This window comes from Streptomyces sp. NPDC006193 (assembly GCF_040613915.1).
GTDB lineage: Bacteria > Actinomycetota > Actinomycetes > Streptomycetales > Streptomycetaceae > Streptomyces.
Genome location: NZ_JBEXTB010000055.1, coordinates 1 through 11902 on the forward strand (window position 1 = coordinate 1; position 11902 = coordinate 11902).

10 protein-coding genes, 5 tRNA genes and 1 pseudogene are annotated in these 11902 nt (G+C 72.2%); 11 read left to right on the plus strand and 5 right to left on the minus strand.

All coding sequences use genetic code 11. The annotated features are described in order from the left end of the window. From ABZ261_RS29150 to ABZ261_RS29165, 4 genes and pseudogenes are all read right to left on the minus strand, one after another. Positions 1-143 (minus strand): annotated as a pseudogene (locus ABZ261_RS29150) (ATP-binding protein); the annotation flags it as partial. After that, positions 124-522, minus strand: a complete 399-nt coding sequence (locus ABZ261_RS29155; protein ID WP_019058642.1) for a DUF742 domain-containing protein — start codon at positions 520-522, stop codon at positions 124-126. The gene ABZ261_RS29155 and the pseudogene ABZ261_RS29150, both read right to left, overlap by 20 nt. Before the next feature lie 112 nt (positions 523-634). Further along, positions 635-1048, minus strand: a complete 414-nt coding sequence (locus ABZ261_RS29160; protein WP_356864297.1) for a roadblock/LC7 domain-containing protein — start codon at positions 1046-1048, stop codon at positions 635-637. A gap of 9 nt (positions 1049-1057) precedes the next feature. Continuing rightward, positions 1058-4900 carry a nitrate- and nitrite sensing domain-containing protein gene (locus ABZ261_RS29165; protein ID WP_356864299.1) on the minus strand — a complete coding sequence of 1281 codons (3843 nt, stop codon included), beginning with the start codon at positions 4898-4900 and terminating at the stop codon, positions 1058-1060. A gap of 549 nt (positions 4901-5449) precedes the next feature. Here ABZ261_RS29165 and ABZ261_RS29170 point away from each other — a divergent pair. The 10 genes from ABZ261_RS29170 (at position 5450) to ABZ261_RS29215 (ending at position 10492) form a co-directional block, all read left to right on the plus strand. Next, the gene (locus tag ABZ261_RS29170; protein WP_356864311.1) at positions 5450-5644 is read left to right on the plus strand and encodes a hypothetical protein; all 195 of its coding nucleotides are present in this window, start codon (positions 5450-5452) and stop codon (positions 5642-5644) included. 345 nt (positions 5645-5989) lie between these two features. After that, positions 5990-6775, plus strand: a complete 786-nt coding sequence (locus ABZ261_RS29175) for a fumarylacetoacetate hydrolase family protein (RefSeq protein ID WP_356864301.1) — start codon at positions 5990-5992, stop codon at positions 6773-6775. Beyond that, positions 6768-8282: a glutamate--tRNA ligase gene (gltX, locus tag ABZ261_RS29180; RefSeq protein WP_356864303.1), complete on the plus strand. Its 1515-nt coding sequence runs from the start codon at positions 6768-6770 to the stop codon at positions 8280-8282. Before ABZ261_RS29175 ends, gltX begins: the two co-directional genes overlap by 8 nt. A 133-nt stretch (positions 8283-8415) precedes the next feature. After that, positions 8416-9078 carry a DUF4241 domain-containing protein gene (locus ABZ261_RS29185; RefSeq protein WP_356864305.1) on the plus strand — a complete coding sequence of 221 codons (663 nt, stop codon included), beginning with the start codon at positions 8416-8418 and terminating at the stop codon, positions 9076-9078. A 130-nt stretch (positions 9079-9208) separates the two neighbouring features. Continuing rightward, positions 9209-9940, plus strand: coding sequence for an HAD family hydrolase (locus ABZ261_RS29190; RefSeq protein WP_356864307.1), 732 nt, complete (start codon positions 9209-9211; stop codon positions 9938-9940). Positions 9941-10030: 90 nt separating this feature from the next. Further along, positions 10031-10102, plus strand: a tRNA-Gln gene (locus ABZ261_RS29195). A 21-nt stretch (positions 10103-10123) separates the two neighbouring features. After that, positions 10124-10196: transfer RNA gene (locus tag ABZ261_RS29200), tRNA-Glu, on the plus strand. A gap of 29 nt (positions 10197-10225) precedes the next feature. After that, positions 10226-10298: transfer RNA gene (locus tag ABZ261_RS29205), tRNA-Glu, on the plus strand. A 21-nt stretch (positions 10299-10319) separates the two neighbouring features. Further along, positions 10320-10391 (plus strand) — tRNA-Gln (locus ABZ261_RS29210). A gap of 28 nt (positions 10392-10419) precedes the next feature. Continuing rightward, positions 10420-10492, plus strand: a tRNA-Glu gene (locus ABZ261_RS29215). A 232-nt stretch (positions 10493-10724) separates the two neighbouring features. On the opposite strand, the gene ndgR is transcribed toward ABZ261_RS29215, so the two are convergent. Beyond that, positions 10725-11441 (minus strand): IclR family transcriptional regulator NdgR, encoded by a 717-nt coding sequence (ndgR, locus tag ABZ261_RS29220; RefSeq protein ID WP_023546516.1) that lies wholly within the window; start codon positions 11439-11441, stop codon positions 10725-10727. 206 nt (positions 11442-11647) lie between these two features. Here ndgR and ABZ261_RS29225 point away from each other — a divergent pair. After that, positions 11648-11902 (plus strand): aconitase family protein (locus ABZ261_RS29225; RefSeq protein ID WP_356864309.1); only part of this gene is annotated, 255 nt, incomplete at its 3' end.

Here is an 11902-nt window from a genome sequence, read left to right on the forward strand (position 1 = left end):
GACGTCATGACGGCCTCTGTGCGCAGCGGGTTGATCTCCGAGACGGCGCCGACGAACGTGGTCTTGCCCACGCCGAAGCCGCCCGCCACCACGATCTTCGCGGAGGTGGTGGCCCGGCCCGCGTCAGAGCTTGCGAAGTCCACTGAGCACCCTTTCGAGCAGCGTCACGTCCGGAGCGCCGCCGTTGTTCTCGTCGCCACCCGGCTGGTGGATGGCGACCAGGCCGGCCTCGGCGAGGTCGGCGACCAGGATCCGGGCCACACCGAGCGGCATGGCCAGCAGCGCGGAGACCTCCGCGACCGACTTGACCTCGCGGCACAGGTGGCAGATGCGCTGGTGCTCCGGGAGCAGTCCCATGAGCGCTGCCGGATCGGCCGTGGTGCTGATCAGCGCCTCGATGGCGAGCTGGTACCGCGGCCGGGTCCGGCCGCCGGTCATCGCGTACGGCCGTACCAGCGGCTGGTCGCCCTCGTCCCCGTACGGCTCCGCGTACGGATCATGAGAGGCGGTGGGCGGGGTCATGAATCCTCCGGGCGGGACAGCAAGTCGGTGAAGTCAAGCCGTCTGACGGGGCCGGTGGGGGGATTGTGGCGGCCGGACGGTGTTTTTGTGAGGTGGGTGGTGCCGGGGGTGGTCAGTGAAGCAGACTTCCCTGTAGTTCGGCGCGCAGATCCGGGGTGAGCACCGCACCCGCGCGGTCGACGAGCAGTGCCATCTCGTAGCCGACGAGGCCGATGTCCGCGTCCGGGTGCGCCAGGACGGCGAGCGACGAACCGTCCGAGATGGACATCAGGAAGAGGAACCCGCGTTCCATCTCGACGACCGTCTGCGACACCGTGCCGCCCTCGAAGATCCGGGAGGCCCCGGCGGTCAGCGAGGTCAGCCCGGACGCGACCGCCGCGAGCTGGTCGGCGCGGTCCCGTGGGAAGCCTTCGGACATCGCCAGCAGAAGGCCGTCGGCGGAGACCACCACTGTGTGGGACACCCCTGGGGTGTTGTCCACGAAGTTGGTGATCAACCAGTTCAGGTTCTGTGCCGCCTGGCTCATCGGACTCAACTAACGCTCCTGCTGGTGAGTGGGGCTCGGGAAGCTGCCGGTCTGGCCGCTGCCGGCCTGACGGCCCTGAGCGATGCCCCGACGGAGATTGGTCAGCCGTCCGCGTACGTCGTCAGGCGCACGCGAGACCTGCGGACCGCTTTGATGCTGCTGCTGCTGGGCCGTGCCGGGCACGAGGTTCGCCCGCGGCACCCGGCGCGGAAGACCGGACGTGGTGACCCCGCCCGCGGCGGGCTGCCGGACGCGCTCCGCCTGCCGCATCAGTTCGTCGTTCGGCGAGGTGCGCCAGGAACCGGTGGTGGAGGCGGACCGCTGCGGAGCCGGGGCGGACGCCTGCGGCTGCTGCTGCGGCTGCTGTTCCTGCCGCTGCTGCTGCGGTGCGGACGCGCCCTCCTGCTGCTGACCGCCGTGGAACCAGTTGGTCTCCAGGGTGTCGTACAGCGGGGTGCGGCCGTCACCCGGGCCGCTGGCCGGCGGCAGCGCCCATCCGTCGCCCGCTCCCCGGCCCTCGTCGGGCCGCTGCGCGGCGCCCCGGCTGTCGGGCTCCTGGCGGACCGGACGCTGCTGGGGGGCGTGACGCGGGGCGCCGAAGTCGTCGCGGCCGGACGGCTGCGGACGCTCGAACTGCCCCGTGTGCGCCGGGTCCTGACGGACCGGCAGGGCGTGCTGCCCGGTGGAGCCGGCGTGACCGCCGTCGTACGCCTGCGGAGCCGCGAACTGGCCGGTGCTCTGCGCGCCGTTGTCCGCCGGCGTGCCGAACACGTCGGGACGGACGAACGAGCCGGAGTTCTGCCCGTTGCCGGGATCGTCGAAGCGGCCCGGCTGCTGCGGAGCGTCGGAGTGCCCGAACTGGCCGTTGTACTGCGCGTTCTCCTGTTGCGCGTACTGGCCCGTCCGCTGCGGGTCGTCGGAGTGACCGTACTGGCCCAGCTGTTGGGCGGAGCCGTTGACGCCGTTCTGCTCCGGGCGCGGGAACTCGCCGGTGCCGGAGGGACCCTGGGCGTCGATCCGGGGCATCTCCGCGGTCGCGCCCGGACCCTGGCGGTCGTCCACGCGCGGCATGTGCGCCGTCTGTGCCGGGTCCTGCTCGTCGTGGCCGCGCGGCGCGTCCAGCGAGGCACGCGACAGCGGGGGCCGGGAGTCGTTCCAGTCCGGGGTGCGGGACTGCGGGTCGCCGCCGGGCAGCTCGGCCCGCGGACCGCCGCGCCCCGGCAGCTGGGGCCGGCGGCCCTGGCCGGGGGCGCCGGCGGACCGCTTGCGGCCGCGGCCGGGACCGCCGAAGGCGTCCTGCTGCGGGCCGGCCGGGTTCGCGGCCTGCAGGCCCTGCGGGGCGCCCGGCGCCTGAGCGTCGAAGCCGCCCGCGCCGGGGGCGGGCCGGCGCTGCGGCGCCGCGCCCGGACCGCCCTGCGGTCCGCGCGCTCCGCCGGGCGCACCGGGACGGCCGCCCTGGCCCGTGCCGGGCAGCGCGGCCCGCGGACCCTGGCCGGAGCCGACCTGGCCCTGGCCGCGCGAGCCGGGACCGGAGCCGAGCAGACCGCCGCCGGCCGGGCCGCCGCCGAAGGCGCCGCCGTTGTTGCCGGTCGCCCGCCGGGCCGCGGCCGCACCGGCCGCGGCCTGCGCGGCGGCGGGGCCGCCGGTGGACACGGGTGCGCCGGGCTTGCCCGGAACGGGCTTCCTGCCGCCCTGGGCGACGTCCACGGGCAGCATGACCAGCGCGGTCGTACCGCCGGAGTCGGACGGGCGGAGCTGGATGCGGATGCCGTGCCGCTGGGACAGGCGGCCGACCACGAACAGACCCATGCGGCGGGAGACGGAGACGTCCACGGTGGGCGGCGAGGCGAGCCGCTCGTTGATCGCCGCGAGGTCCTCGGGGGAGAGGCCGATGCCGGTGTCGTGGATCTCGATCAGCACCCGGCCGTCGGGCAGGGCGTGACCGGTGACCTTGACCTTGGTCTGCGGGGAGGAGAACGAGGTCGCGTTCTCCAGCAGCTCGGCGAGCAGGTGCACGAGGTCGTTGACGACCCGGCCGGCGACCTCGGTGGTGGGCACCGAGGCCAGCTCGATGCGCTCGTACTGCTCCACCTCGGAGGCGGCGGCGCGGAGCACGTCGACCAGCGGCACCGGGCGGGTCCAGCGGCGGCCCGGCTCCTCGCCCGCGAGGACCAGGAGGTTCTCACCGTTACGGCGCATACGCGTGGCGAGGTGGTCCAGCTTGAACAGCGAGGAGAGCTGGTCCGGGTCGGCCTCGCGGGACTCCAGTTCGGAGATGAGCGACAGCTGGCGCTGGATCAGACCCTGCGAGCGGCGCGAGAGGTTGGTGAACATCGCGTTGACGTTGCCCCGCAGCAGGGCCTGCTCGGCGGCGAGGCGGACCGCTTCGCGGTGCACGTCGTCGAAGGCCGCGGCCACCTGGCCGATCTCGTCGCGGGAGTGCACGCCGACCGACTCCACGGAGGTGTCGACGTCCTGCGGGTCGGCCTCCGAGAGCTGCTTGACCAGTTCCGGCAGACGTTCCTGGGCGACCCGGGTCGCGGTCTCCTGCAGCCGGCGCAGCGAGCGGATCATGGACCGCGCCACGACGAAGGCGCCGACCAGCGACACACCGAGCACGAGCAGGATCAGCGCACCGGAGATGATGGCGTCGCGCTGGGTGGCGCTCTTCAGCTCGCGGGCCTTCTGCTCCATCTCCTCGAGCAGCGTGCGCTCGATCTTCTTCATCTGCTCGATCTTGGTCGAGCTGGCGTCCACCCAGTCGCGGTACGACCGCGCGGGCAGCTGCTGCAGGCCGTCCGGGGACTCGAAGGCGCGCTTGGCGTAGGTGTCGGCCGACTCGATCGTGGCGTTGCCCTCGTCGATCGGCTTGAGGATCTGCTCGGCGTCCTGGTTGGCGTAGATCTTCCGGAAGATCGCCAGCTCGGAGCCCTCGCTCTCGTACGCCGACTGGCCGTAGAGGCGGTCGTTCTCGGAGAGGTCGCCCTTGGTGGCGTTCGTCGCCGGCAGCGCCGCGGCGATCATGGCGCGCTGCACGGACGCGTACTCCTTGGCGGTGGAGAAGGCCGCCAGGGCGCGGGTGCGGGAGATCATCTCCGGGTTGCTGGACGCCTCGGCCATGTCCTGGGAGAGGCCGATCAGCTGGGTGATGAGCCGGTGGTAGGACTCGACCGTCTGGGTCGCGTTCTTCTGCGACCCGTAGGCCTTCTGGCGGATGCGGGCGAGGTCGTCGAGCTGGTTGGCGAGGCCGACGAGCGCGTCGCGCACGCCCTGCAGGTTGCCGTCCTTGCTGGCCGCGTCGATCTGCTCGGAGGCGTTGAGGAAGTTCTCGCGGGCCCGGTCGGTCTTCTGCTGGTAGCCCTTGACCGTGTAGTCGGTGCCCTTGAGGCCGTGCGCCAGCGGACCGGCGGCCTGGTCGCGCTCCTCCTGGAGCGCGTGGGCCAGCTCGGTCGCCTGCTTGGTCATGTCCGTCAGCAGCTTCATGTTGTCGAGCTGCTGGATGTCGTTCATGTTCTCGTTGATGCGCAGCGCGCCCAGCGAGGTGGCCGCGACCACGGGCAGCGCGAGCAGCGAGACCAGGCGCGTGGAGATGCGCCAGTTGCGCAGGGCCATGCGCGAACCGGTGCCGGGCACGTCCGGCACGGGCTTGACCGTCGGGGCGGGGTTGCCCGAGGGCGCCGCCGTGGCAGCCGAGGGGGCCGACGTGCCGGGGCGACCGCCGCCGTCCTTGGACGGGCCCGGCCCCGGGCTCTGGGCGTGCTGGGGCGAGGAGCCGCCGGCCATCGGGCCAGTCCCGCCGTGCGGCTCCGGCTCCGCCGAAGCGCTGCCATCCCTCTTGAAACGTCCCTGCACTAGCGTCGCAACCTCTGGACCAGGCGCCCCTCCGCGTGAACGGAGGGACACGGTGTCGGCGTCGTGGAGAGCGCCCTGAATACGCCCCCCGGGTGGTCTTGAGTGACCGGCGCTGGTTCCCCCCTGTCCCGCCGCTGCTCGGCGCTGTTCTGCGCCCCTGCGCGCCGGCTCGATCCCGCGGCGGTCCGTGGAATTCCAGCACAGTGCAGGATCTCCAACAAGGGCAGTGTCCCGAGCTGTGACCTCCGTGACGGACCGTGAGGGCCAGATCACCGGGCGTGGAGCTGGTTGTGGGGCAAAACGGGCGTACTCCAGCGAGTCGCCGTCGGGCGTCCGGTGTCCCAGTCGCCATGATCAGGAGCGGAATGATGGCTTCAGGGGGTCAATGTCCGTTTCCATGAAGCCGAACGCCAGCCCGAATTGGCCCGATTGTCCGTGAGGTCGTGAGCAAACTCACATGAGGATCGTGGGGCGTTGGCGGTTTCGGCGGGGAACGGGATGTTTAGCCTGACGCTTTACAAGAACGGTGACTTCGACAGGACGGCAACGGTGAAGACGACGATGATGTTCCGCACGATCGCCAACCCGCGGCGCACGACCCTGGCGCACCTCGAGGACGCCGGCGAACTGCAGACGCCGGAGCTTCCGGAGCACCCCGTCGACCTCCCCGCCCAGACGGCCAACCCCCGGCGCACCGTCCTCATGGAGGTCCCGGCCGGCGCGGGCGCCGCGGCCGGCGAGTAGCCGGGGATCAACCGGGGATGTGCCGAGAGCGGCCGGCGGGATCGCACGACGATCCCGCCGGCCGCTCTCGTCTTCCCCCCGGTCCGTCCCCCCGGCCGGGACGCTCCCCGCGAGCGCGTGTCCCCACCGCCCCCGCCGCCCGGGACGAGCACCGCGCCTGTCCCGCCGCCCACCCCCGTCACCCGTCCTGCCTGCGGTGACACCGCGGGGAGCGGATGGCGCCGCACCGATTTCCGCGGCCGGGGGAGACCGCGCCGGGCGTCGCACCGGAAGAACGCCGGGCCGCCCGACCGGTTAACCTGAGGCGTCAGTACGCCGGTTCTCAGTGAGGGGCGCAAGGATCCCGTGCGCATCGCCAGGTTCTCCATCGACGGGAACGTAGCCTTCGGCGCGGTCGAGGGCGACAAGCAGGACGAACTCGTCCTCGACATCATCAAGGGCATCCCGTTCGCGGACCACGAGCTGTCCGGCACCAAGGTGCCGCTCAGCAAGGTCAGGCTGCTCCCGCCGGTCCTCCCCAACAAGGTCGTCGCGTTCGGCCGCAACTACGCCGAGCACGCCCGCGAGCTGGGCCACGAGACGCCCGAGGCGCCGTTCGCCTTCTTCAAGCCCTCCACCTCGGTGATCGGCCCCGGCGACGACATCCAGTACCCGCCCTTCTCCCGGGAGCTGCACCACGAGGCCGAGCTGGCCGTGGTGATCGGCCGCATGTGCCGCGAGGTCCCGCGCGAGCGCGTCAAGGACGTCGTCTTCGGCTACACCTGCGCCAACGACGTCACCGCCCGCGACGTCCAGCGCACCGAGAAGCAGTGGGCCCGCGCCAAGGGCTTCGACACCTCCTGCCCCCTCGGCCCCTGGGTGGAGACGGACCTCTCCCTGGAGACCGCCAACGACCTGACCATCCAGCTCACGGTCAACGGCGAGCAGCGCCAGCTCGGCCGCACCAGCGAGATGATCCACTCCATCGAGGACCTGGTCGTCAACATCTCCGAGGCCATGACCCTGCTCCCCGGCGACGTCATCCTCACCGGCACCCCGGCAGGGGTCGGCCCCCTCAACGTCGGCGACGAGGTCGCCGTCACCATCGAAGGCATCGGCACTCTCACCAACAAGGTTGTCAAGCGTGGCTAGCGCACCCGGCTCACCCTCCCCCTCGGCTCCGCTCGAGCAGGCGGCACGCCCCCGCGTCCGTTTCTGCCCCTCGCCCACCGGTAACCCCCACGTGGGCCTGGTCCGCACCGCCCTGTTCAACTGGGCCTTCGCCCGGCACCACCAGGGCACCCTGGTCTTCCGCATCGAGGACACCGACGCGGCCCGCGACTCGGAGGAGTCCTACCGGCAGCTCCTCGAGGCGATGCGCTGGCTCGGCTTCGACTGGGACGAGGGCCCCGAGGTCGGCGGCCCGCACGCGCCGTACCGCCAGTCGCAGCGCATGGACATCTACGCCGACGTCGCGCAGAAGCTCCTCGACGGCGGCTACGCCTACCACTGCTACTGCTCCCAGGAGGAGCTGGACACCCGCCGCGAGGCCGCCCGCGCCGCCGGCCGCCCCTCCGGCTACGACGGCCACTGCCGCGACCTGACCGCCGAGCAGGTCGAGCGGTACCGGGCGCAGGGCCGCACCCCGATCGTCCGCTTCCGCATGCCGGACGAGACGATCACCTTCACCGACCTGGTGCGCGGCGAGCTGACCTTCACCCCGGAGAACGTGCCGGACTACGGCATCGTCCGCGCGAACGGCGCCCCGCTGTACACGCTGGTGAACCCGGTGGACGACGCGCTGATGGACATCACCCACGTGCTGCGCGGCGAGGACCTGCTCTCCTCCACCCCGCGCCAGATCGCGCTCTACAAGGCGCTGATCGAGCTGGGCGTCGCCCGGCGGATCCCGCAGTTCGGCCACCTGCCCTACGTCATGGGCGAGGGCAACAAGAAGCTGTCCAAGCGCGACCCGCAGTCGTCCCTCAACCTCTACCGCGAGCAGGGCTTCCTGCCCGAGGGCCTGCTCAACTACCTGTCCCTGCTGGGCTGGTCGCTCTCCGCGGACAGGGACGTCTTCACCGTCGACGAGATGGTCGCCGCCTTCGACGTCGCCGACGTCAACCCCAATCCGGCGCGCTTCGACCTGAAGAAGTGCGAGGCGATCAACGCCGACCACATCCGCATGCTGGACGTGAAGGAGTTCACCGAGCGCTGCCGCCCGTGGCTGAGGGCGCCGTTCGCCCCGTGGGCGCCGGAGGACTTCGACGAGGCCAAGTGGCACGCGATCGCCCCGCACGCCCAGACCCGGCTGAAGGTCCTCTCCGAGATCACCGCCAACGTCGACTTCCTGTTCCTGCCGGAGCCGGTCTTCGACGAGGCCTCGTGGAACAAGGCCATGAAGGAGGGCTCGGACGCGCTCCTGCGCACCGCCCGGGAGAAGCTCGAGTCGGCCGACTGGGCCTCCGCCGAGTCGCTCAAGGAAGCCGTGCTGGCCGCCGGCGAGGCCCACGGCCTCAAGCTCGGCAAGGCCCAGGCCCCGGTCCGGGTGGCCGTCACCGGCCGCACCGTCGGCCTGCCGCTCTTCGAGTCCCTGGAGATCCTCGGCAAGGAGCGGACGCTGGCGCGCATCGACGCGGCCCTGGCGAAGCTGGCCTGAGACGAGCGGAACATGACAGGGGCGGCGCCCGTAATGCGGGCGCCGCCCCTTCGCCGTCGGTCAGGGGGTCTAGTGTTCCGCCGACCGCCGTGCCGATCGTCTTCGCCGGCCCGCCCCGAGGAAAGGCGTCCCCATGCCCATGCCCGCCCGTGACTTCGCCTCGCTGTTCACGCCCGGCACCACCTTCACCGACGAGCCGGGCGTCACCGGTGTGATCTCCGTCGCGGACGCCGGCGAGCTGTGGCTGCCCACCGGCCGGCTGATCGCCTGCGACCCGTTCATCTCCCTCGGCCAGGGCGAGAACGAGCCGTTCACGACGACCGTCGCCCCCGGCCGCTACCGCGTCGAGGCGGCGGTGGCCACGCTCGAACGTGCCGGTGAGCCCCCGGCCGCCCGGCCGCACCGGCGGATCGCCGCGGCCCGGCTCGTCATACGCGACGAGCCCGCCGCCGGCTGGGAGCTGGCGCTGCTGCCCGGCCAGGATCCGGCCGCGCTCGGCGAGGACGAGTTCTACGGCTACGGCGTCGACGCCGGCGCCGGCTGCTTCCACGACGCCTCGGCCGACGACGCCTTCCCGGAGTGCGACGGCGACGAGGGCCCGCTGTGGGACGCCTTCGACCAGGACTCCTGGGACATCGGCCCGCACCGGGTCACCGCCCCCGGCACCGGCCACACCCTGATCGCCTTCGCCTCCGGCTGGGGCGACGGCGTCTACCCCACCTGGGTCGGCCGCACCGCGTCCGGGGAGGTCGCCTGCTTCGTCACCGACTTCTTCGTGGGCCTGGAACCGGCCTGACCCCCCCTTCCCCTCCCTTCCCCTCCCTTCCCCTCCCTTCCCCGAACGCGCCCGGCGTCCCGGGGCACGTCGCGCGAGCGTCCGGGGAAACAGCCGGACCCCCGGACGCTGCGGCGGTACCGTCGCCGGCATGACGATCAGAGCCGTGGTCTGGGACGTGGACGACACCCTGTTCGACCACACGGCCGCCGACCGGGAGGGCATGCGCGCCCACCTGGCGGCGGAGGGGCTGCCGGCCGGCCGCGGCACGGCCGAGGACGCGCCGGCCCGGTGGCGGCGGATCGCCCAGGAGCAGTGGGCGCGGCACGCGGCCGGCGAGACCACGTTCCAGGGCCGGCGGCGCGACTGCGTCCGGGTGTTCCTCGGGGCGGACCTGAGCGATGCGGAGGCCGACGCCTGGTTCCAGCGGCACCTCGGGCACTACGAGGCCGCCTGGAGCGTCTTCCCGGACGTCCTGCCCGCCCTGGACGCCCTCGCCGCCGGTCACCGGCACGCGGTGCTGTCCAACTCCAGCCTCACCGTCCAGGAGCGCAAGCTGCGCGCCCTCGGCCTCCTCGACCGCTTCGAGTCCGTCCTGTGCGCCGTGGAGCTGGGCGTCTCCAAGCCCGAGGCCGCCGCCTTCCTGGCCGCCTGCGAGGCGCTGGGGCTGCCGCCGCACGAGGTGGCGTACGTCGGCGACCATCCGGAGATCGACGGGCGGGGCGCCGCCGAGGCCGGGCTGCTGTCCGTGTGGATCGACCGCGGCGCGGGCGGCGCGCGGGCCGTCGGGCACAGCCCCGCGCACCGGATCACGAGCCTCGCCGAACTCCCGGCGCTCGTCCGCGCGGATACCCGTTTTGGAGCCCCGTCCACCTTCGGGTAATGTTCTTCCTGCGCCGAGGGGAGCGGGCCGGAAGGCCGGAACCCCGAGGAGCAGACTAGAACGAGATCCCCGTAGGGGCTTGAGTTCCAGTGGCCTATGGTGTAATTGGCAGCACGACTGATTCTGGTTCAGTTAGTCTTGGTTCGAGTCCAGGTAGGCCAGCTCGCAGAGCTCATCTGCAAAGCCCCCGTTGTGTAGCGGCCTAGCACGCTGCCCTCTCAAGGCAGTAGCGCCGGTTCGAATCCGGTCGGGGGTACTGATCTCGATCTTGTCGGGATCGCTAGGGCCCCCGTTGTGTAGCGGCCTAGCACGCCGCCCTCTCAAGGCGGTAGCGCCGGTTCGAATCCGGTCGGGGGTACTGACTGGTCTAAACCATCATTGGTCTATGGTGTAATTGGCAGCACGACTGATTCTGGTTCAGTTAGTCTTGGTTCGAGTCCAGGTAGACCAGCTCGGATCTGCGGAAACGCAAGATCCACGCCCCCGTTGTGTAGCGGCCTAGCACGCCGCCCTCTCAAGGCGGTAGCGCCGGTTCGAATCCGGTCGGGGGTACGCACAGGGAAGGCCCTCCACCTCGGTGGGGGGCCTTCGCCGTTGCCGGCGCCGTCGAGGGACGCACTCCGCCGGAAGTCCACGCAGACGCGTTCGGTCGGCCGCCCGCAGCGGCGGGTGCAGCCCGAGCCCGGCGCGGGTGGCCGAGGACCCGTCCGCCCGTCCGCCGCCTCGGCGAGGGGCTGCCGCGGCGTTGGGGCCGCCCCTTGCCGGCGGGCAGGGTCGTGGCGGGTCAGCCGGAGCGGCGCAGGGCCTCCGACAGGCGGGCCGCCGCGTCGATGACCGCCTGGGCGTGCATGCGGCCCGGGTGGCGGGTCAGGCGCTCGATGGGCCCGGAGACGGACACCGCGGCCACGACGCGGTTGGAGGGGCCGCGCACGGGCGCGGAGACGGACGCGACGCCCGGTTCCCGCTCGCCGATGGACTGGGCCCAGCCGCGCCGCCGTACGCCCGACAGGGCCGTCGCCGTGAAGCGGGCGCCCTGCAGGCCGCGGTGCAGGCGCTCCGGCTCCTCCCAGGCGAGCAGGATCTGCGCCGAGGAGCCGGCCTTCATGGTGAGCGTGGAGCCGACCGGGACGGTGTCCCGCAGGCCGGAGAGGCGTTCCGCCGCGGCCACGCAGATCCGCATGTCGCCCTGGCGCCGGTAGAGCTGCGCGCTCTCGCCCGTGACGTCGCGGAGGTGGGTGAGCACGGGGCCCGCCGTCGCGAGCAGGCGGTCCTCGCCGGCCGCCGCGGCGAGCTCCGCGAGGCGCGGGCCGAGGATGAACCGGCCCTGCATGTCGCGTGCCACCATGCGGTGGTGTTCCAGGGCCACGGCCAGGCGGTGGGCCGTGGGTCGTGCCAGTCCGGTGGCGCCGACCAGACCCGCGAGGGTGGCCGGACCGGACTCCAGAGCGCTCAGGACGAGGGCCGCCTTGTCCAGAACGCCGACGCCGCTACTGTTGTCCATGCAACGATACTTGCGTCTCACTCTGTGAAACGCAAGTTCACATTCGCGTGGAACGCGCCACCCTGGAACGGACAGCGGCCCGCAGACCGACGGGCCCGGCGGTGGACGCCCGGAATCACGACTTCAGGGGCCCCTCACAGGGCAGCCACCGTTCCCCAGGATCTCTAGTTGGGTCGGTGGACGTATGGCCGGCCGGAGGGAAAGCGATGGGTAGGACACTCGCGGAGAAGGTCTGGGACGATCATGTCGTCCGGCGCGCCGAGGGCGAGCCCGATCTTCTCTACATCGATCTGCATCTGCTGCACGAGGTGACGAGCCCGCAGGCTTTCGACGGGTTGCGCAGGAGCGGGCGGCGGGTGCGTCGGCTGGATCTGACCATCGCGACCGAGGATCACAACACTCCGACGGTGGACATCGACAAGCCGGTGGCGGATCCGGTGTCGCGGGCGCAGCTGGAGACG